Source organism: Martinezella sp. CNPSo 3732 (genome assembly GCF_057784515.1).
The window spans coordinates 76,311-97,341 of sequence record NZ_JBXSOO010000007.1 but is presented as its reverse complement, the minus strand read 5'-3'; the positions used below and the strand labels follow the sequence as shown (position 1 = coordinate 97,341).

21 protein-coding genes are annotated in these 21,031 nt (G+C 60.6%); 8 read left to right on the top strand and 13 right to left on the bottom strand.

Going from position 1 to position 21,031, the window contains the following annotated elements:
* Positions 1-94: 94 nt before the first annotated feature.
* The 6 genes from AC13RM_RS15075 to murA all read right to left on the bottom strand — a co-directional run bounded on the left by AC13RM_RS15075 (position 95) and on the right by murA (position 5,938).
* Positions 95-1,615: an ABC transporter substrate-binding protein gene (locus tag AC13RM_RS15075; RefSeq protein WP_374819314.1), complete on the bottom strand. Its 1,521-nt coding sequence runs from the start codon at positions 1,613-1,615 to the stop codon at positions 95-97.
* A gap of 57 nt (positions 1,616-1,672) precedes the next feature.
* Complete coding sequence (murQ, locus tag AC13RM_RS15070) at positions 1,673-2,596, bottom strand: N-acetylmuramic acid 6-phosphate etherase (RefSeq protein ID WP_285171911.1); 924 nt, start codon at positions 2,594-2,596, stop codon at positions 1,673-1,675.
* A gap of 395 nt (positions 2,597-2,991) precedes the next feature.
* Positions 2,992-3,441 carry a PIN domain-containing protein gene (locus AC13RM_RS15065; RefSeq protein ID WP_488555232.1) on the bottom strand — a complete coding sequence of 150 codons (450 nt, stop codon included), beginning with the start codon at positions 3,439-3,441 and terminating at the stop codon, positions 2,992-2,994.
* A complete protein-coding gene (locus AC13RM_RS15060; RefSeq protein WP_113231037.1) occupies positions 3,438-3,689 on the bottom strand; it encodes a type II toxin-antitoxin system Phd/YefM family antitoxin in 252 nt (83 codons plus the stop codon). Before AC13RM_RS15060 ends, AC13RM_RS15065 begins: the two co-directional genes overlap by 4 nt.
* Before the next feature lie 96 nt (positions 3,690-3,785).
* The gene (locus AC13RM_RS15055; RefSeq protein ID WP_374819310.1) at positions 3,786-4,685 is read right to left on the bottom strand and encodes a glucosamine kinase nucleotide-binding domain-containing protein; all 900 of its coding nucleotides are present in this window, start codon (positions 4,683-4,685) and stop codon (positions 3,786-3,788) included.
* Entirely contained in the window at positions 4,682-5,938 is a 1,257-nt protein-coding gene (gene murA / locus AC13RM_RS15050) for a UDP-N-acetylglucosamine 1-carboxyvinyltransferase (RefSeq protein ID WP_488555231.1), read from the bottom strand. The genes AC13RM_RS15055 and murA overlap by 4 nt, the downstream gene beginning before the upstream one ends.
* A 227-nt stretch (positions 5,939-6,165) precedes the next feature.
* On the opposite strand from murA, the gene AC13RM_RS15045 reads away from it, so the two are divergent.
* Positions 6,166-7,026, top strand: a complete 861-nt coding sequence (locus tag AC13RM_RS15045; protein WP_374819306.1) for a MurR/RpiR family transcriptional regulator — start codon at positions 6,166-6,168, stop codon at positions 7,024-7,026.
* Between the two features lie 101 nt (positions 7,027-7,127).
* Entirely contained in the window at positions 7,128-7,904 is a 777-nt protein-coding gene (locus tag AC13RM_RS15040; RefSeq protein WP_374819304.1) for an SDR family oxidoreductase, read from the top strand.
* A gap of 16 nt (positions 7,905-7,920) precedes the next feature.
* Here AC13RM_RS15040 and nadC read toward each other — a convergent pair whose 3' ends face one another.
* The 5 genes from nadC to AC13RM_RS15015 all read right to left on the bottom strand — a co-directional run bounded on the left by nadC (position 7,921) and on the right by AC13RM_RS15015 (position 13,064).
* Positions 7,921-8,778 carry a carboxylating nicotinate-nucleotide diphosphorylase gene (gene nadC / locus AC13RM_RS15035; RefSeq protein ID WP_095436843.1) on the bottom strand — a complete coding sequence of 286 codons (858 nt, stop codon included), beginning with the start codon at positions 8,776-8,778 and terminating at the stop codon, positions 7,921-7,923.
* A 1-nt stretch (position 8,779) separates the two neighbouring features.
* On the bottom strand, positions 8,780-10,321 hold the full coding sequence (locus tag AC13RM_RS15030) for an L-aspartate oxidase (RefSeq protein WP_488555230.1): 1,542 nt from the start codon (positions 10,319-10,321) through the stop codon (positions 8,780-8,782).
* Positions 10,318-11,289: a quinolinate synthase NadA gene (gene nadA, locus AC13RM_RS15025; protein ID WP_440479646.1), complete on the bottom strand. Its 972-nt coding sequence runs from the start codon at positions 11,287-11,289 to the stop codon at positions 10,318-10,320. The genes AC13RM_RS15030 and nadA overlap by 4 nt, the downstream gene beginning before the upstream one ends.
* Positions 11,290-11,358: 69 nt before the next feature.
* Entirely contained in the window at positions 11,359-12,261 is a 903-nt protein-coding gene (locus tag AC13RM_RS15020; RefSeq protein WP_440479645.1) for an NUDIX hydrolase, read from the bottom strand.
* 110 nt (positions 12,262-12,371) lie between these two features.
* Complete coding sequence (locus tag AC13RM_RS15015) at positions 12,372-13,064, bottom strand: GntR family transcriptional regulator (RefSeq protein ID WP_113231027.1); 693 nt, start codon at positions 13,062-13,064, stop codon at positions 12,372-12,374.
* A gap of 129 nt (positions 13,065-13,193) precedes the next feature.
* On the opposite strand from AC13RM_RS15015, the gene AC13RM_RS15010 reads away from it, so the two are divergent.
* The 5 genes from AC13RM_RS15010 to AC13RM_RS14990 are packed head-to-tail and all read left to right on the top strand — an operon-like array spanning position 13,194 to position 18,468.
* On the top strand, positions 13,194-14,198 hold the full coding sequence (locus tag AC13RM_RS15010; protein WP_440479644.1) for an ABC transporter substrate-binding protein: 1,005 nt from the start codon (positions 13,194-13,196) through the stop codon (positions 14,196-14,198).
* A 52-nt stretch (positions 14,199-14,250) separates the two neighbouring features.
* Entirely contained in the window at positions 14,251-15,066 is an 816-nt protein-coding gene (locus AC13RM_RS15005; protein WP_440479643.1) for an ABC transporter ATP-binding protein, read from the top strand.
* A gap of 2 nt (positions 15,067-15,068) precedes the next feature.
* Positions 15,069-15,932 carry an ABC transporter permease gene (locus AC13RM_RS15000; protein WP_440479642.1) on the top strand — a complete coding sequence of 288 codons (864 nt, stop codon included), beginning with the start codon at positions 15,069-15,071 and terminating at the stop codon, positions 15,930-15,932.
* A gap of 55 nt (positions 15,933-15,987) precedes the next feature.
* The gene (araD, locus tag AC13RM_RS14995; protein WP_488555229.1) at positions 15,988-17,724 is read left to right on the top strand and encodes an L-arabinonate dehydratase; all 1,737 of its coding nucleotides are present in this window, start codon (positions 15,988-15,990) and stop codon (positions 17,722-17,724) included.
* Between the two features lie 18 nt (positions 17,725-17,742).
* A complete protein-coding gene (locus AC13RM_RS14990) occupies positions 17,743-18,468 on the top strand; it encodes a ribonuclease activity regulator RraA (RefSeq protein WP_440479640.1) in 726 nt (241 codons plus the stop codon).
* A gap of 54 nt (positions 18,469-18,522) precedes the next feature.
* Here AC13RM_RS14990 and AC13RM_RS14985 read toward each other — a convergent pair whose 3' ends face one another.
* Positions 18,523-19,131 carry a DUF922 domain-containing Zn-dependent protease gene (locus AC13RM_RS14985; RefSeq protein ID WP_374819289.1) on the bottom strand — a complete coding sequence of 203 codons (609 nt, stop codon included), beginning with the start codon at positions 19,129-19,131 and terminating at the stop codon, positions 18,523-18,525.
* 72 nt (positions 19,132-19,203) lie between these two features.
* Positions 19,204-19,740, bottom strand: coding sequence for a recombination regulator RecX (gene recX / locus AC13RM_RS14980; protein ID WP_113231264.1), 537 nt, complete (start codon positions 19,738-19,740; stop codon positions 19,204-19,206).
* Positions 19,741-19,999: 259 nt separating this feature from the next.
* On the opposite strand from recX, the gene AC13RM_RS14975 reads away from it, so the two are divergent.
* Positions 20,000-21,031, top strand: a complete 1,032-nt coding sequence (locus AC13RM_RS14975) for an aldo/keto reductase (RefSeq protein ID WP_440479639.1) — start codon at positions 20,000-20,002, stop codon at positions 21,029-21,031.

Sequence of the window (21,031 nt, the reverse complement as noted above, 5' to 3'; positions counted from 1 at the left end):
GACGTGAACTGACAGCTGAAATTGCTTAAAAACAAAGAGATAGAGCATTTCCATGACATAGATTGAAGGGAAATGCTCTATGTTCCGGTCATCGCTACTTGATCGAAACCTTGCTGAGGCCGAACAGCGAGCCGGTCGGTGTAGGGACGAAACCTTCGACGTTCTTTTGCTCGGCCGTATAGCCATAAGCCGTATAGAGCCAGATCCAGGGCGAGACTTCGGCGAGATGCTTTTCGAATTCGGCGAAGATCTCCTTGCGCTTGCCCGGATCGGTCTCCGCGCGGCCCTTCTGCATCAAGCTGTCGAGCGTGTCGTCGATATAGTTGGCGACCTTCTGCAGGTTGCCGGTCTTTGTCCAATAACGGTTGTACATCGAATAGGGGTCGGCACTACCGCCGTTCAGCGCAACGGCCATGTCGAAATTGCCCTTGAGCCAGGTGTCGACATAGACGTTCAGTTCCATCACCTTGATATCGAGCTTGATGCCGATTTCTGCAAGTTGCGACTGGATGACCTGCGCTTCGGCCGTGGCGGTCGGCGGCTCGCCGGTTGCGGCAATCACAGTCGCAGAGAAGCCGTTGGCAAAGCCGGCATCGGCCATCAGCTTCTTCGCCTTGGCAACATCGCGCGTGTAGCAGAAGAGTTTGCTGGGATCCGTCGCATAGAGCGGCATCGTCAGCGGCCCGGTCACCTTGCCTTCGCCGAGGGCGGCCGTATCCATCACGTCCTTGCGGTCGATAGCACAGGAAATCGCCTGGCGCACGGCCAGCTGATCCATGGGCTTACGCGATGGATTGAGCTGAAGAACGTTGTAGGAGAGCACTGGCGTGCGGGTGAGCTGCAGCTTCGGTTCCTTCGGCACCAGCGTTGCCACCAGCGGATCGTTCAACAGCGCGAAGTCGATCTGGCCCGTGCGCAGCGAGGCAAGGATCGCCGTTTCGTCCGGCAGCACGCTGATATTGATGCCATCGACGCCGGTGGCGCCACCGGCCCAATCCTTGTTGGCGCTCAAGACTTCCTTGGAATTCGGAACCCAGCTGTCAAGCTTGAAGGGGCCGGAGCCGATCGCCTTCGTGCCGATAGTGCCGGCGGTGATCTCGCTTGCCGGAACGATCGCCGCGTTGAGGCTCGTCATGGCCGTCAGAAGGGGAACGTCGGGCTGCGACAGATTGAAGACAACGGTATTGGCATCGGGCGTGTCGATGCTTGCAATCGACAGGAAGTTGGCCCGAGCGACCGCGCCGGTCGCCTGGTCGAGAATGCGCTGGAAGGAGGCCTTGACGTCGGCCGAGGTGACAGCTGCGCCGTTCTGGAATTTGGCCTTGGCATTGAGCTTAAAGGTCAGCTGCTTGCCGTCGGAGGAGAACTGCCAGCTCTCGGCCACGCCGGGCGCTATCTGCAGATTACTGTCGAGGCGAACGAGCGGCTCATAGACCAGTTCCAGCAGGCGAATGGACGAGAAGGCCGTCTGCTTATGCGGATCGAGCCCGGTCGCGTCCTGCGACCAAGCCATACGCAGCGTCGCTGCCTGCGCCGGAATCGCGACGGTCGCCAGACCAATCCCCACGGCCAACGCTACTCCCGAAATCAGCGTCTTTGCAAAATTCCCTTTCACTTTCAGTCCTCCAAATTTTTTTAAATGTCCCCGGCCGATTTTAGCCTATTGATTGTCTCAAGCTGTTCTGGCGTTGATGGCCTTGCGCAGGAATCCATCAGCGTTTTGCAATGCCACGCGGGCTTCTTCAATGCCCATCCCGGTAATTTCCATGAGAATGGCAAGCTTGACGTCGTTACCGGTGAGATCAAGCACGCGGCGTGCCTCCTGCTGAGTACAACCGGTCGCCTGCATGACGATGCGCGAGGCGCGCGCCACGAGCTTCTTGTTGCTGGCGCTGACATCGACCATCAGGTTTTGGTAGCTCTTGCCGATGCGGATCATGCTTGCCGTCGTCAGCATATTGAGAATGAGTTTTTGCGCCGTACCCGACTTCAGCCTAGTCGAGCCGGTCAGGATTTCCGGACCGACAACAGGTGAGATCGCCAGATCGGCAATGCCGGCGATCATTGAGTTCGGGTTACAGGAGAGCGCAACCGTAAAGGCACCGATGCTCTTGGCGTAATTCAGGCCACCGATCACATAAGGCGTGCGGCCGCTGACCGCGATACCGACGACAACATCATCCTTGCTCAGCTTGATTCCCTCCAGCGCCTGGCGGCCCTGCGTGGGATCGTCCTCCGCACCCTCGATCGAGCGCCGCAGCGCATCCGGACCGCCGGCAATAAGGCCGACGACCATGTCCGGCGGCACACTGAAAGTCGGCGGGCATTCGGATGCGTCGAGAACGCCGAGACGGCCGCTCGTGCCGGCACCCATATAGATCAGCCGCCCGCCCTTCTGGAAGGCGGCGACGATCTGATTGACGGCGGCGGCGATGGCCGGGATCACCTTCTCGACGGCGAGCGGCACCGTCTGATCCTCATAGTTCATTTCACGCAGGATATCGAAGGTCGGCAGCAGATCGATATGCATCGTATTCGGATTGCGCCCCTCGGAAACCAATTGCTCCAGTTCGGATATCAACTTCTGCTCTGTCATGGGCCTGCTCGCGAAATAACGCTTCGATATGAATAAGTCGCAGTGGTAAGTTCGATCACTTCAATATCGAACACCCCGCAGCAAGGATCGGCTTTCAGTCAGACGGCCGATCAAAATCAGCCAAGGCTCAGGCGGCCTTTTTCGGCTTCGCTCCCTGCCCATTCCCTGTTTACCTTGGTTAACACTATGTCTGATTATTCCTTTCGTCAATCTAAAAAGGAATAAAATATTCCACTCCTGCCGCGCAACTTCACCACCGCGATTATGCGACGGCAGCGCACGGCAGGAAGTGTGATTTGCCGACCACGCCTGCTAGCGCTGCGGGCCCAGATCGGTCAGCTTAATCGTAGAGATGGCATCATCGTGCTGATTGCTATTCAATATGGAGATAGCGATCATTCCGATCTGAAAACCGCCGGAAGATCAACCGATACTTCGAGCGGCTGGAAATGCCGCAAGTTCTCGGTGATGACGGTCAGGTCATAAGCCCGTGCCGTCGCTGCAATGATAATGTCGCCGAGCCCGGGATTGTGGCCCTTGCTCAGGGCGTCGTCTTCCAGAGCACCGGCAATCCGCGCGACCACCGTATCCATCGGTAGGATACGATCACTAAAACTGTCCGTGATGAAATCGAGCCAGTCCGAGAGGCGCTTGGCTCGCTCAGTCCCGCCACGACGATGAAGGGAGCGTATTCCCTTTTCGATCTCCGAGACTGACATTGCCGATAGAAAGAGCGCATCGGCTTCGCCCTGACTGTGGAACCAGATCCGGATGGCATCGGACGGCGACACCTTATCCGGCGCAAACCTGCTGATAATATTCGTATCGAGCAGGTACCCCGTCACAGATCAACGTCCCTCATTTTTGAGGAGTTTCGATCCGGATCGACACCACCGGGAAAGGTGAGCAGGAAATCCCCGAAATTCGGCCTTGGTTTCTCCAAAGCCTTCTTTGCGGCCTCAGCTGCTTCGACGGACACAAGCACGGCAGCGGGCTTCCCGTGGCGCGTGATGGTGACAAAATCACCGTTGGCGGCTTCATCGACCAGATTGGCAAAGCCTGCCTTTGCCTCGGCTACGCTGATTGTCGACATCAAGCCCTCAATCTAAAATGACCATATGTAGTCAAAATAGGGGTTGCCGTTGATGGAATCAAGAGGAAAGGAAAAGACGTTTATTGCATCCCGTGGTCATTCGGTTCGAGAACCGCAAATAGTCCGTCTTGCCAGAATGATCGCACCGGATACGGCGTCACCGTCGACGGGTTTCAAGCGACGGCGCACACCGGGCGAGAGCCACGGCTCAAGCGGACTTGCAAGACCGCCGAGCAGGCAGACGCGCGGCGCACCTTTCTCGAACAAGGTGCGCACCAGCGTATCGATATGGCCGGCCGCACTTTGCACGATCCGCCGTGCGGCAGCATCTCCCTGATCGGCATGGCGTAGGACCATGGGTGCAAGAGCGGCATAGTCCGTGGCCGAAGCCCGGTCCATCCAGGCGACCGCCTCCATCGGATCATTCTGGAAGCGCTGCATGATTTCGGCCAGCAATGCGGTCTTCTGTTCTCGACCGTCATGGGCACGCAGCCCAAGCTGAACTGCCTTCAGCCCGAGATAGGCGCCACTGCCTTCATCCGAAATCGGAAAACCGTAGCCGCCGACCCGCAATTGCCGTCCTTCGACGAGACCGAGACCGATCGAACCCGTCCCCGCGATGACGATCGCACCATCGCGACCGGAATGCGCGCCGAGGCAGGCGCCCTCCCCGTCGCTGATGAAATTGATACTGGCAAATGGGTGTTTTATCGCCTTCAACGCATCAAGCGCGCCCTTGCGGCCGATCCCCGCCAGCCCGACGCCGACATGGATGCGCCCAAGATCGGAGCCGGCCAAACCCGCTTCCTCGATTGCTGCGTCAAAGGCACGCGAAATCGACGCCCATGCTTCGGCTATCCCGAGCCTGGTCGTTGCCGGGCCGGACAATCCATGCCCCAAAACAGTACCTTCAGCATCCTCGATACGAGCCCGGCAGCCGGTGCCACCGCCGTCAATGCCGAGGAAATAGGGAGCGTTTTCCGATGCGGCCGTCATGACGTCAGCCGTTCGATATCAGCGCCGCATAGGCGCAACTTGCGATCCAGTTGCTCGTAGCCGCGGTCGAGATGATAGACGCGGTTGACGATAGTTTCGCCCTTAGACACGAGGGCGGCGAGAACCAGCGACACGGAGGCTCGGAGATCTGTCGCCATCACCTGCGCGCCCTTGAGCGGCGCACCACCGCGCACCAGTGCCGTCGTGCCCTGCAGGGTGATGTTTGCACCAAGCCGCGTCAGCTCCGGTACATGCATGAAACGGTTTTCGAATACCGTCTCACGGATCAGCGACGCGCCTTCCGCACAGCAGGTCAGAGCCATGAACTGTGCCTGCAGATCCGTCGGGAAGCCGGGATAGGGTTCGGTGGTGATATCGGCTCCCCTAAGTGGGCCGTCCCTGGAGACGACCAGTCCGCGATCGCTCGGCCAGACGCTCACACCCATGGCTTCCAAAGCCTGGACGACGGAGGCCAGATTTTCCAGCCTGGCATGAATGAGCTCGAGCTGCCCGCCGGTGATCGCTGCCGCCACGGCATAAGTGCCCGCCTCTATGCGGTCGGGAATACCGTGATGCTTGGCAGGGCGCCAGCTGGTGTCGCCGTCGATGAGAATACGATGTGTGCCGGCTCCTTCGATCCGCGCCCCCATGGCGCAAAGGCAGGCTGCCAGATCAGCCACTTCCGGCTCGCGTGCCGCATTCAGGATCTCGGTTTCGCCCTTGGCCGCGCAGGCAGCCATGACAGCCGTTTCCGTCGCACCGACGGATGGCGAGCTCAGCACGATCCGCGCCCCCTTCAGCCCCTTCGAGGCTGAAGCGACGATCAGACCGCTTTCGATCGCGATATCGGCGCCCAGAGTCGCCAGGGCCTTGATGTGCATATCAACGGGCCGGGCGCCGATGGCACAGCCGCCAGGAAGGGAAACACGCGCATGGCCGAAGCGGGCGAGCAGCGGCGCCAGCACCAGCACGGTCGCCCGCATGCGCCTGACCGTATCGTAGGACGTCTCTTTCGAGACGATCTCGCTCGCATCGATCGTCGTGCCATGCGGCCAGCGTGCGATCTTGGCGCCGTGCAGCGCAATAACGCCGAGCATGTTTTCGACGTCGCTGACGGCCGGCAGGTTCGTGAGCTCCAGCGGATGCGGGCTCAAGAGCGCCGCTGCGATCTGCGGCAAGGCGGCGTTCTTGGCGCCAGCGATGGTCACCGCGCCCTGCAACCTTTTGCCGCCGGAGATGCGAAGTCTGTCCATGATGAAAATCCGTCGAGGAAAAGGTGAGGACGCCACGAGTCCTTCACGCGTTTCCTCCAAAGACTAATCGGCCATTCCAGAGTGTCAACCAGATTTGGAATTTTTTATTCCAAGCTGCTGTGATAATGTCCGATCGCACGAAGCGAGATTGCCGAGCTTGAACCGGATGCTATTTTTGGTTCGCTCGTGTCGATGGGTAAAGCGGCCTGGATGGTTAGAAGGGACAAATGTCGATCTTAAGGAAAATCAGCGCGCAGCTCGAAACCATGGCCCCTGCCGATCGCCAGATCGGACAGTTCATCATCGACAATCCCGACCAGATGCTGCGCCTTTCTTCCGCCGCGCTTGCTGTCGAAACGGGTCGCAGCCAGTCGAGCGTCGTGAAATTCAGCCAGAAGCTTGGCTATGCTGGCTATCAAGAGCTGAAGCTGGCCGTCAGCGAGGCCAAGGCGCAGGAATGGCAGGCGCCGGCCGGCATGATCCACGGCACGATCGAGGTGGACGACGGCTATCTCACGATCCTGCAGAAGCTGCTCGGCAGCAAGATGCAGGCCATGCAGCAGACCATCTCGGTCAACAACGAAGCCGATATCGAAAAGGCGCTCGAGGCGCTTCATGATGCCCGGCGTATCCATCTGGCAGGTGTCGGCGCCTCTTCGCTAGTGGCGCGCGACTTTTCCTACAAGCTGATGAAGCTCGGTCGCAATGTGCTGCATGACAGCGACAGCCACGTGCAGATGGCAAACGCGTCGACGCTCGGGCCGGACGACCTGCTCTTTGCGCTTTCCTATTCCGGCGCCAGCATCGAGACGCTGCGGATTGCGGAATTGGCAAGCCAGCGCCAGGCAACCGTCATTGCCGTCACCGGGCTGCAGGACAATCCGCTCGCGCGCGTCGCCGATATCTGCCTTCATACCGTCGGCGATGAGGATCGCGTCCGCTCGTCGGCGATCACCGCCCGTGACGCGCAGCTGATGCTGACCGATCTGCTGTTCATTCTCCTGGTGCAGCGTCAGCCCGATGCCAACGACTATGTCCATAATAGCGAGACGGCCGTTTCCGTGCTGAAGGCCAAGCGTCTTTCATAAGATCGCGATCGGGTAACCAAGCTGTGACGACCGCGACCCTGTACGGTGGTGATTTCGGGACGTAGCTTGGTGATCCAAGCAAATCATTCCGGAGATATTCCATGGACCTCGGCCTCAAGGATAAAGTCGTTCTGATCACGGGCGGCTCGAAGGGCATCGGTTTTGCCTGCGCTGAACTCTTCCTGCAGGAAGGCGCGCGCGTTGCGATCTGCTCGCGCTCACAGTCGAATATCGATACTGCACTTTCGCGTCTTCCTGGTGCGCGCGGCTACGCCGCTGACCTGATCTCCGACGAGCAGGCACTTGCCGTGGTGAACAAGGTCGAGTCCGATGTCGGCCCGATCGATATCCTCGTCAACAGCGCAGGTGCCGCGGCCCGCACGCCGGCGGATGAGCTGACGCCTGCCATCTGGCGGGCTGCGATGGATGCGAAGTATTTTTCCTACATCAACGTGATCGATCCCGTCATCAAACACATGGGCGCGCGCGGCTCAGGTGCCGTCATCAATATCATCGGTAATGGCGGCAAGATCGCCTCGCCCGTCCACCTGGCCGGTGGATCGGCCAATGCCGCCCTGATGCTCGCAAGCGTTGGCCTTGCCAACGCCTATGCCGGCAAAGGTGTGCGTGTCGTCGGCCTCAATCCCGGCCTCACTGAGACGAACCGCGTCGCCGAGGGCCTGAAGGCGGCCGCGAAGGCTTCCGGCTCGACCGAGAAGGAAGCGCTAGCCGATGCCCTGAAGCGCATCCCGATCGGCCGTATGGCCGATCCGGGCGACATCGCCAATGTCGTTGCTTTCCTGAGTTCGGCCAAGGCCGGCTACGTCACCGGCGTCGTGATCAGCATGGACGGCGCGCAGGTGCCGGTCGTCGTTTGACCGGCGATCGGCGGCTCTAGGCCGCAGCCTTCCAGTCCAGCCCGATATCGAGCGTCGGCGCGCTATGCGTCAGCCAGCCGACGGAGATGAGATCGACGCCGGTAGCGGCGATTGCGGCGGCCGTCGCCGGCGTGATGCGGCCGGATGCTTCGGTGATCGCCCGGCCGCCGACAATATGGACCGCCTCGCGCAGTTGATCCGGCGTCATGTTGTCGAGCAGCACGGCATCGACGCCTTCCTGCATCGCTTCGCGAAGCTGCTCCAGCGTATCCACCTCGACCTCGATCTTGACCATATGACCGACGCCCGCCTTGGCTCGGCGAATGGCTTCAGTGATGCCTCCGGCAATCGCGACGTGATTGTCCTTGATCAACACCGCGTCATAGAGCGCGAAGCGATGGTTCATGCCGCCGCCGGCGCGAACTGCATATTTCTCAAGCGCCCTGAGTCCCGGTGTCGTCTTGCGGGTGCAGACGATCGAGGCCTTCGTACCGGCGATCGCCTCGACGAGGCTGCCGGTCACAGAGGCAATACCGGAGAGATGGCCGAGGAAATTAAGCGCGGTGCGTTCCGCCGTCAGCAGGCCGCGGGATGGCCCTTCGATCGTCGCGATGACCTCGCCGACATCAACCTTCGCACCATCGGGCACGTGCCGGGTCATGACGATAGTGGGATCGACCAGCTCGAAGGCAAGTTCGGAGGCATCGAGACCGGCGACCACGCCCGGCTGGCGGGTGACCATAGCAACGCGGGACCGATGTTCCGCCGGGATGACGGCCGTAGATGTGATGTCGCCGGCGAGGCCGAGATCTTCGACCAACGCATTGCGCACCAGTGGCTCGACGGTCAGGCGCTGGAGGGGAGCAAGCGTCATGTCAGGCACTCCTTGCGAGCGAATAGGGGGTGACGGACCTGGCAATATCCAAGGCGTCGGAAAGGTTCATCATGCGGCGCTGCGCATGTTGCAGTTTCAGCGGAAAATCCGTGCGGGCATGGGCGCCGCGCGACTCCGTCCTGAGGCTTGCAAAGACGGCGATCAGCAAAGCCACCACCGCGGGATCTGTCGCTGGACCTTCACTCTCGCAAAGCGGCAGAAGAGCAGCGATCGAGCCATGGATGGCGCCTGCGTTACGCAGCACACCGAGATGGCGCGACACGATCGGCCGGACAAGCGTCAGGTCTGGCGCGAATGTCTCGGGAAGATGCTTCGGCAACCTTGTGGCACCTCCATCCGTGCCGGCGATATCGCGCGCTGCCCGCATGCCCATAACCGCAGCCTCAAGCAGAGAATTGCTGGCGAGACGGTTGGCGCCGTGCAGGCCGGTGGAAGCCGCCTCGCCCACCACCCATAGGCCGGGAACCGAACTGCGGCCGCTCTCGTCGGTCGCAACGCCGCCCATGTGGTAGTGAACGGCCGGACGCACCGGGATGAGATCGCTCGCTGGATCGACGCCTGCCTCGTTGCAAAGGGCTTCAATCACCGGAAAGCGGCTGCCAAAGCGATTGCCGAGCGCAGCTCGCGCATCGAGAAAAACCCGTCCGCCGCGCGCGATTTCCGCGCTGATGGCACGGGCGACCACATCGCGCGGCGCAAGCTCGGCGCCTTCGACATCGGCCATGAAGCGCTCGCCGCTTTCATTGATGAGGAGCGCGCCCTCGCCGCGAACCGCCTCGCTGACAAGCGCCAGCGGACGCCTGCGGCTATCGAGCGCCGTTGGATGGAATTGCACGAACTCCATATCGGCAAGCCGCGCCCCTGCCCGTGCTGCAAGCGCAATCCCCTGCCCGAAATTGCCGACTGGATTGGTGGTGGCATCGAAGAGGCCGCCGATGCCGCCCGTGGCAAGGACGACACGGGAGGACGGCAAGACGACATTGCCCTTGTCAGTCAAGCACAAAAGGCCGGCGACGCGATCCCCATCCAGCAGCAGCCTCTGCACCTGATAGCCCTCGAGCACCGTGATCGACGGCGTGCGGACGACCGCCTCGGCAAGCGCGCGGACGATGGCAGCCCCCGAACCATCACCCTTGGAATGTACGATGCGCCGAAGCGAATGGGCAGCTTCAAGGCCGAGGGACAATTCGCCGGCATCGTTGCGGTCGAACTCAACACCGAAGCGCTCCAGCGCCGCGATGGCCGCGGGCGCTTCGGCGACGATCCTTGCCGCGACCTTTGCATCGCAAAGTCCATCGCCAGCCGCAAGCGTATCGGCAAGATGCAGGGCCGCACTGTCGCCCTCGCCTATACCGGCAGCGATGCCACCCTGCGCCCAGGCGCTCGACGTTTCCGCGCCGATCAAAGCACGGGTGACGATCACGGTCGGCTGAGGCGCCAGCGTCAGCGCCGTCATCAATCCGGCGAGGCCGCTGCCAACGACGACGATGCGGCCGCTCAAGTCTTCACGAATCTCGCTCATATCGCCAGCATCCTTTCAACCGCCCGACGGGCATCTGCGGCAATTGCCGGGTCGACCGTCACCTCATGCTGCCCCTGTTCCAGGGCCTTGCGGATATTGCCAAGCGTGATGCGTTTCATGTGCGGGCAGAGATTGCAGGGCCGGATGAATTCGACATCCGGATGATGCACGGCGACATTGTCGCTCATCGAACATTCGGTCAGGAGAACGACGCGCGATGGATGCCTTTTGCCGACATAATCGGACATGACGGCCGTCGAGCCGGCAAAGTCCGCTGCCTCGACGACATCGGGCGGGCATTCCGGATGGGCCAGCACAGTTACGCCGGGATAATTCTCGCGAAGCTGGCGGATATCGTCTGCCGTGAAGAGCTCGTGAACCTCGCAGTGCCCATGCCAGGCGATGAGCTCGACATTGGTTTCACGCGCGACATTGCGCGCCAGATATTCGTCCGGAAGCATCAATACCTTCGGCACGCCGAGCGATTCTACCACCTGCCGGGCATTGCCCGACGTGCAGCAGATGTCGGAGGCAGCCTTCACGGCTGCCGACGTATTGACGTAGGTGACGACGGGAACACCGGGATGGGCCTGACGTAGCAAAGCGATATCCTCCGGCGTGATCGATTCCGCGAGGGAGCATCCGGCTTCCATGTCGGGGATCAACACCGTCTTTTCCGGGTTCAACAGCTTCGCCGTCTCGGCCATGAAATGCACGCCGGCCAGCACGATGATATCGGCATCGACCTCCACGGCCTTGCGGGCGAGCGCGAGGCTGTCGCCGACGATATCGGCAACGCCATGGAAGATTTCCGGCGTCTGATAGTTGTGCGCGAGAATGACGGCATTGTGCCGCCGCTTCAAGTCGAGGATCGCCTCAACGTCATCTTGAAACGTCAGCCATTCGGCTTTCGGGATGACGCGGCTGACACGGTCGTAAAGAGAGGATGCGGATACGGGAAGATTCATGGCCGGCTCCTTATTATACTCATTTTGAGTATATCGTGAGCAAATAGATATTCTCGTTGTGAGCATATGTCAATTGCGGGAGAGTGGTAATTTCGTTCCGGCGAATTCGCGTTCTTCGAGGACTGCGCGGCGGAAGCGGAAGAGCTTGGCCGGACGGCCGCCGGTCTCGCTTTCAGTGCCGCCGGTTTCCTCGACCAGTTCCTGCTGCTCGATCAGCCGGCGGAAATTCTGCTTGTGCAATGTCAGCCCTGCCAACGCCTCGACGGTTTTCTGCAATTGCAGCAGCGTAAAATTTTCGGGCATGAGTTCGAAGACGACGGGGCGATACTTGATCTTGGCCCTGAGCCTCGCCATGCCGGTCGCAAGGATGCGACGATGATCGGCAAACATCGATCGGCCGAAATTGTGCTTGAGGTCACAACCCGCCTCGGCGACGAGACGCGCCTCGTAGAGCAATTCATAACGCTGCAGGACGAGATCCTCGTTCCACGCCGCACCATTGAGCCCGAAATCGAAGTCGGCCCGCCGGCGGCGCTGGCTGCTGCGCATCGCGTCCTCCTCGACCCAGGATTCAAGCCGAGCGGCGATATCGTCGAGGATCGGCGGCCGGCCATCTCGATGATCCTCCCAGGGAAGATACTCGTACCAGCCGTGCCAGCCCGGCACCCCGCCGCCGGGGGCAGCCTGTTCGCGCACGAGCCCGAGATAGCTGATCGAAATCGTGCGGCCGCCAAGAATTTCGTTGTTCCGGTCCCGATCGGCAAAGGTATAAAGCTGCTCCAGATAGCCGACGGGATGGGCCGTCTGCTCCTGGACCCATTCGCGCAATCCGCTTTGTAGCGTGCGATGTCCGAGCTCAAACGGGCCGGAAGGCAAGGCATCGCCCGACCGTACCGTCATCACCCGGGGATCACTACCCGTAACGGCCGTCAGAACCGCGATCAGCTCCGCATGCGCAAGCCCGATGGTCAAGCGAACTCCATGAATTGTTTCCCCGGGACTTTGTCGCATGAAGCGAGGCACAAGCCAATGCGGGTGCTGGCGCGCTCCACACATCTCACGTCGGTGCGAAAGCCAGTAAGCTAGCGGCTCACATAGTCTGGATACTGTTCGCAAATGAGATCGACGATCGACAAGGTGCCTGACAAATGCCGGCGCAAAGCAGCGACGGCGGCCTCCGCATCGGCCGAGCGGACAGCATCGACGACCGCCTGATGATCGATGATGATCTGTTCCAACTTGCCGGGCATCGGCAGGTTGAGCATACGCAGCCGGTCAAGATGCACGCTCTGGCGCCGGACCGTCGACCATAGGCCGAGAATGCCGGCCCGTTCATAGAGAACGCGATGGAAATCCTTGTCGAGCATATCGAAGAGATCATAGGTTTCCTGTGACACCACATGCTTCTGGCGAGCCAGGATGCCTTCGAGGATTGCTGCGGTTTCTGCAGGTGATTCTACGGCCAGCCTGCGAACCGCCTCCAGTTCGATCGACAATCGCAGAAAATGCGCCTCGGTCGCGTTGCGGATGTCGATTCTCGCCACGACGGTCGCATATTGCGGATAGACCTCCACCAGCCCCTCCTCCTCAAGCCGGATCAGGGCGTCGCGCACGGGAGTCTGGCTGACATTGAATTCGCTTTGCAGCGAGATGCGCGACAAGACCGTCGTTGGCGGCAGGCTCATAGAAAGAATGCGCGATCGCAGGATCTCCAGGATCTGAGGCCCCACCTGGCGGGAGCGATCAAGTGCGAATTCTTTCGGATTGAGCTTCACTGGCGGCCTTTCTGATCAGGAACGTCTGCCCATTAAACATAATTCGGGACTTGATGCACTGATACATTAGTGCTTTAGTCGATCCAAGCCAACTTCGTTTTTCAAAGTTGGACCAATCGGGAGGAGCAAATGAGAGGATTTCTTCGCTGTCTGACCGCGGTCGGCATGGTGGTCGCAGGCACCTTTTCGGCCGGTGCGGCCGAAAAGACCGATATTTCGATAACGCGTCAGCCGGGCATTCTTTATCTCGCCAGCCATGTGATGGAGACGCAGAAGCTGATCGAGAAACATGCCGCCGCCGATGGCCTTCAGGGCGTCAAAGTGGAATGGCGGACCTTCAGCGGTGGCGGCGCGCAGACCGACGCGCTGCTGTCCGGCAATGTCGACATCGTCAATACCGGCACGGGCAATCTGCTGCTGCTTTGGGACCGCACCAGAGGCAAGGTCAAGGGCATCGTCACCAATTCGGCCCAGCCGGTCATCATGGTCTCGCGCGACCCGCGCATCCAATCGTTGAAGGATATTCAGCCAAGCGACAAGATCGCCGTGCCGACGGTCGGCGTCTCCACGCAGGCAATCCTGCTGCAGATGGCTGCCGCGCAAATGTATGGCGACGACCAGGTGCATAAGTTCGACGCCAATACGGTGCAGCTCGGTCACCCCGATGCGATGGCAGCGCTCGCCAACCAGACCCATGAAGTCAAAAACCACTTCTCCGCCCCGCCCTTCCAATATTTGGAGCTGAAGCAGCCGGGCGTTCACAAAGTCATCGATTCTCGCGACATCATCGGCGGTGAGCTGACGCAAGGCACCTTCTTCACCACGACGCAGTTCGCAAGCGCCAACCCGACGATCATCAAGGCCGTGCGCGAGGCGACGGCTGAAGCAATCGACTTCATCAAGAAGGATCCGAAATCGGCCGTGGAAGCCTACAAGACCGTCAGCGGCGACAAGACCAGCGTCGAGGATCTTTTGGCGATCCTGAACGAGCCGCACATGATGGAGTTCCGCATGGATCCACAGGGAACCATGAAGTTCGCGGCGCACCTCCACAAGATCGGTACGCTGAAGACCATGCCCAAGGCCTGGACCGACTATTACCTGCCGGAAGCCGCCGATCTCAATGGCAACTGAGGCCTGCGGGCGGCGCGAATGCCGCCTTCAAGCCACCTCACGGAGAAGGTCCATGCTTCAGGCAAAAACGTGTACTGACATGCCGATGACGGAAACAATGACCGCAAAACCGCTCTTGAATGTCGACAGGGTAACGCTTCGCTACAAGACGCCGAACCTGCTGATCACCGCGACGGAAAATGTCAGCTTCTCCGTTGCCCAGTCCGATCGCTTCGTCCTCCTCGGCCCCTCAGGCTGCGGAAAATCGACGCTGCTGAAGGCTATCGGCGGCTATATGACACCGACGACGGGCCGCATCGAAATCAAGGGGCAACCGGTCAGGAAACCCGGCGCCGACCGCATGATGGTCTTTCAGGAATTCGACCAGTTGCTGCCCTGGAAGACAGTGCTGGAAAACGTCATGTTTCCGCTGACGACGGCCCGCCGCCTGCCCCGCGCCGAAGCGGAGGCGATCGCCCGCGATTACATCGACAAGGTCAAGCTCACCCGCGCGGTCGATACCTATCCGCACATGCTGTCCGGCGGCATGAAGCAGCGTGTCGCGATTGCCCGCGGCATGGCGATGCAGCCTGATATTCTGCTGATGGACGAGCCCTTCGCAGCGCTCGATGCCCTCACCCGCCGGCAGATGCAGGACGAACTCCTGCAGCTCTGGGAAGACACCCGCTTCACCGTCATCTTCGTGACGCACTCGATCGCCGAGGCGATCAAGATCTCCAATCGCATCCTGCTGCTGTCGCCGCATCCCGGTCGGGTCAAGGCCGAGGTACGCGATGTGGAGGCCGTCCGCGACGACCCCACAGCCGCCGCCAAATTGGAACAGGAGATCCATCACATGTTGTTTGCCGAGCAGGGACACAGGGAGTAACCATGAGCGCGCCACAGATCATCCTTGCTCCACAGACAACGGAAGCCGCCGGCCACATCGCAGCCGTCGAGCAGAAGCTCGGCGCGATGGAGCTCCTCTGGCAGTCGGGCCTTTTTCGCAAATCATTGCTGATCGTTATCCTCGCCGTCATATGGGAGACCTATGCCCGGCATCTCGACAATCCGCTGCTGTTTCCGACGCTCAGCGACACGCTGACCGCGCTTTATGATCGCTTCGCCGACGGTGTGCTGCCGGCTCGCATCTGGACCACGCTGAAGATACTGGTGACGGGTTACATCTCAGGGACAGTCCTTGCTGCCGTCCTGACGGTCGTTGCGATCAATACCCGCATCGGCACCGATTTCCTCGAGACCATGACGGCGATGTTCAATCCGCTGCCGGCCATATCGCTCTTGCCGCTCGCCCTCATCTGGTTCGGCCTGGGACCGGCAAGTCTCGTCTTCGTGCTCATACATTCCGTCCTGTGGGCAGTCGCGCTGAACACACATGCCGGCTTTCTCGGCGTCTCGCGTACCTTGCGCATGGTCGGCGCCAATTACGGGCTGACGGGTCTTTCCTATGTCTTCCGTATTCTGATCCCCGCCGCCTTTCCGTCGATCCTGACCGGCCTGAAAATCGGCTGGGCCTTTTCCTGGCGCACGCTGATTGCCGCCGAACTCGTCTTCGGCGTCTCCTCCGGTCAGGGCGGCCTCGGCTGGTTCATCTTCGAAAACCGCAATCTTCTCGACATCCCCTCGGTCTTTGCCGGCCTGCTGACTGTGATCGTCATCGGGCTTATTGTCGAAAACCTGGTTTTCCAGACGATCGAACGCCGCACCCTGCTAAAATGGGGCATGAAGGAATGATGCGGCGCATGCTTTTATCCCTTCGACCAACATTCGAATACAAGGCGCAACTACGATGAACAGCAGGAAGAAGCCCCAGGACTTGCGCAGTGCCCGATGGTTCGCGCCCGATGACCTCAGAAGTTCGGGACACCGCTCACGCACCATGCAGATGGGCTATGCGCCCGAAGAATGGACAGATAAGCCCGTCATCGCGATCCTCAACACCTGGTCCGACGCCAATCCGTGCCACGCACATTTCAAGCATCGCGTCGAGGACGTGAAGCGCGGCATCTTGCAGGCCGGCGGCTTTCCGCTGGAGTTGCCGGCGCTGTCGCTGTCGGAAAGCTACGTGAAGCCGACGACCATGCTCTATCGCAACATGCTCGCGATGGAGGCCGAAGAGCTTTTGCGTTCGCATCCGGTCGATGGCGCCGTGTTGATGGGCGGCTGCGACAAGACCACACCTGGCCTCGTCATGGGCGCGCTCTCCATGGGGCTGCCGATGATCTATCTGCCGGCCGGCCCGATGCTGCGCGGCAATTATCGCGGCGAATATCTGGGCTCGGGGTCCGATGCCTGGAAATTCTGGGATGAACGCCGCGCCGGCACCATCTCCGAGAAGGAATGGGTCGATGTCGAGGCCGGCATCGCGCGTTCCTATGGTCATTGCATGACCATGGGTACGGCAAGCACGATGACGGCGATCGCGGAGGCACTGGGGCTAACGCTGCCCGGCGCAAGCTCGATTCCCGCGCCGGACGCCAATCATATCCGCATGTCGTCGGCCGTCGGCCGGCGTATCGTCGAGATGGTGTGGGAAGATCTCGTTCCCTCTAAAATCGTCACGCAAGCCGCCGTCAACAATGCCGTGGCGGTGGCGATGGCGACGGGCTGTTCCACCAATGCCGTCGTCCATCTGATTGCCATGGCACGCCGCGCCGGCACCAATCTCTCGCTCGACGATCTCGACAAGGCCGGACGCACGACGCCGGTGCTCGCCAATATCAGGCCAACCGGCAAGGCCTATCTGATGGAGGATTTCTATTATGCCGGCGGCCTGCGGGCGCTGATGGCGAAGCTATCTTCCAAGCTCGACCTCTCGGCGCTCACCGTATCCGGCATCACCCTCGGCGAAACGCTGGAAGGTGCGAAATGCTACAATGACGACGTGATCCGTTCGCTCGACAATCCGGTCTATCACGAGGGGTCGCTTGCGGTGCTGAAGGGCAATCTTGCGCCGACCGGCGCCGTCATCAAGCCCGCCGCCTGCGATCCGCGCTTTCACAAGCACCAGGGACCGGCGCTCGTCTTCGATAGCTATCCGGAGATGAAGGCGGCGGTCGACGATGAAAATCTCGATATCACGCCCGACCACGTCATGGTGCTGCGCGGCGCCGGCCCGCAGGGTGGCCCAGGCATGCCGGAATGGGGCATGCTGCCGATCCCGAAGGCGCTTCTGAAAAAGGGCCACAGGGATATGCTGCGCCTCTCCGATGCCCGCATGAGCGGCACGAGCTACGGCGCCTGCATTCTGCACGTCTCGCCGGAATCGCATGTGGGTGGACCGCTGGCGCTATTGCGCAATGGCGATATCGTCCGCCTCGATCTCGAGGCGCGGCGCATCGACATGCTGGTCGACGAGGACGAATTGCAGCGGCGCCGCGACGCATGGGTCAAGCCGGCGGAAAAATTCGGCCGCGGCTATGGCTGGATGTTCTCGCGCCATGTGGCGCAGGCCGATACCGGCTGCGATTTCGATTTCCTGGAAAACAGCTTCGGCCCGACGCCGGGCGAACCCGACATCTACTAATCACGAGGAATATATCGCATGAGCAACTATGTGCTGAGCAAAGAGACGCGCGACAAGCTGATGGGCGTCGCAACACCGACGATCGCCACCGCGCTTTTCCGGCGCGGCTTGCGCAACCAGTTCATTCAGGATGTGCGCCCTCTTTCGTCGAAGAAGGCAAACATGGTCGGCCAGGCTTTCACGCTACGCTACATTCCGGCGCGCGAGGACCTGAACACGTTGGAAGTCTTCCGCAACCCCGAGCATCCGCAACGCGCCGCCGTCGAGCAATGCCCTCCCGGTTTCGTACTGGTCATGGATAGCCGCAAGGATGCGCGCGCCGCTTCGGCCGGCTCCATTCTTGTCTCGCGGCTGCAGGTGCGTGGCGTGGCCGGCGTCGTCACCGATGGCGGCTTCCGCGACAGCCCGGAAATCGCCGCCCTCGATATTCCCTCCTATCATCACCGCCCATCGGCGCCGACGAACCTGACGCTGCACCAGGCCATCGAAATCAACGGTCCGATCGGCTGTGGCGATGTCGCGGTGTTTCCCGGTGACGTTCTCGTCGGCGACAATGAGGGCGTCATCGTCATCCCGGCGCATCTCGCCGACGAGATCGCCACAGAGACCGTGGAAATGACGGCCTATGAGGATTTCGTCACCGAAGAAGTCATGAATGGCGCGACCATCATCGGCCTCTATCCGGCGACCAGCGACGCGCCGAAACAGAAGTTCGCGGAATGGCGGAAACAGAAGGGCCGCTAAGGCTTGATTAAATAGACGCAGCCGGTCACGCGCGGCTGGCTGCGTTTCTCAAGGCTATTCTTCCTTGACCAGCTTCAAAACGAGCTGCTGGAGATTACCGCCATCGCTGAATTCGACCTTGTCGAAGTCACTATTGCGCCGCCGTTCCTTGTTGGAAATCTCACCGAGCCGCTTCGTCAGCTCCACGCGAATTTTGCTGCATTTCGGGTCGTCCGGGATGGAGAAGCCAACGCTCACAGCTTCGATCTCTTTGACCATATCCTTGATGAACCCACCGTGCACACGCTCATGCGCCTCGACCCCGGCGATGAACTTCTGCCAGCTTTTGCGGGTCGATGGCGGCAATTGCGCCGAAGGTTTCGGCAATGTGTAGGTGATGATCAGTTTCGGTACGTTGGCCGTGATCATGCAGGCACCATCCGGCTGCGGCTCATATTTCCGCGTCCAAGTCAGCTTGAAGTCCGTATGGGCGATCGCCCTCACCTTGGGTCCGAGCAAGGGGCCGCGCTCCCCGATGGAGTCGTAAAGCTCGCGTCCCGAGGTTCCGGTAATCGCATAGGTCTTGACCTTCTCGACCGCCTGCCACTCGGCGCGGGCCGTCATCGGCAAGGAAGCGATGCACATCGCCACTGCGAGCAATCGAAAATTCACTGTCACCAACATCCTCATATTCACGGCCTCGGGCGCCGCGACGCTATCCGTTGGCCCCGGCTATTTCAACGGGGATAGCGTGCTTCAAAATGCCGAGTTCTCCTCAAGCACTTCCTCGGCATCCTCCCGCTCCATCTCGAAGACCCTTTTTCCAATCGCGAAGCTGAAACCGTTGCGGGCGAAGGCAGACAATTCCTTTGCCTTGCGCTTCTCGTCGAGATCACCGCGCCGGAAAGGCCCGAAACCGCGTTTCCTGGCAAAGATGACGGCGGAATGGAGATCATCGACCTCTTCCACCGCCGCAACGACCGTTTCACCATCTATGCCCTTGGACGCGAGCTTGAAGGCAATGGCTTTCTTCGATTTGCCGGAACGAACAGCCGAGCGTGTGCTGATCTCGGCGAAGGCGACGTCATCAAGCACCTTCAGTTCATAGGCAAATTTCACCGCGAAATCGGCAAGCGCCTTGATCTGTGCGCCGCTGATATCCTCGAATTTCTGCTTCGCTTTCTTGGAAATCGCATCGAACAGCTGCTTCTCCGTCATCATCCGGCGCTCGAGACGATAGATGGTGGAGTTGCGTGCCCAGGAAAGCATGCGGCTTGTCGGCGTTTCATCCATGAAGGGAAGCATTCGGCGAGAGAAGAATCATCACGGAGAATTTTACGCAAGCCGGGCCACTCAGGCAATGAATGCGCTTGGTAATCATGGGATGATTGGTTATGCTCCTCTCGCGGCCAAGACGGTCAAACGCCGAGCGTCGAACCCCATCGACGGTGGAGGCCGTCTCAAGCACCAAATTGCTATGGATCACGGAGCCTGCGGCTTTCCCGACAGCTTTGCCGATCGGGCACCGGCACTCCGTTCAGAGGAGGCAGGAATGGATTATCGCAAGCTCGGCCCAAGCGGGGCCGTCGTCACGGCCTATTGCCTTGGCACCATGACTTTCGGCGCGGAGGCAGACGAAGCCGCGTCGCACGGGCTTCTCGACGATTACTTCGCATGGGGCGGCAACTTCATCGACACCGCCGATGTCTACAGCGCCGGCAAGTCGGAAGAGATCATCGGCCGCTGGCTGAAGGCGCGTCCGACAGAAGCACGCCAGGCCGTGATCGCCACCAAGGGCCGCTTTCCAATGGGCAATGGTCCGAATGATATCGGTCTTTCACGCCGGCATCTGGGTCAAGCCCTGGATGATTCGCTGCGACGTCTCGGCGTCGAGCATATCGATCTTTACCAGATGCATGCCTGGGATGCCCTGACCCCGATCGAGGAGACGTTGCGGTTTCTCGACGACGCCGTGCGCGCCGGTAAGATCGGCTATTACGGCTTTTCCAACTATGTCGGCTGGCATATCGCCAAGGCAGCCGAGATTGCCAAGGCGCAGGGCTATACGCGGCCAGTGACGCTGCAGCCGCAATATAATCTGCTCGTTCGCGACATAGAGCTTGAGATCGTCGATGCCTGCCTCGATGCCGGCATGGGCCTGCTTCCCTGGTCGCCGCTCGGCGGCGGCTGGCTGACCGGCAAATACAAGCGTGACGAAATGCCGACCGGCGCCACAAGACTTGGCGAAAACCCCAATCGTGGCAGCGAATCCTTTGCGCCGCGCAATGCGCAGGAGCGGACCTGGGCAATCATTGCCACCGTCGAGGAAATTGCTAGGGCACGAGATGTGACCATGGCGCAGGTGGCGCTTGCCTGGACGGCAGCACGACCGGCGGTGACTTCAGTCATCCTCGGCGCCCGCACGCGTGAGCAGCTTGCCGACAATCTCGGCGCCGCCAAGCTGAAACTTACGGAGGCGGAGATGGATCGGCTGAACGAGGTGAGCGCACCCCAACCCGCCGCCTATCCTTATGGCGAAAGCGGCCGGAACCAGCGCCATCGCAAGATCGAGGGTGGCCGTTAA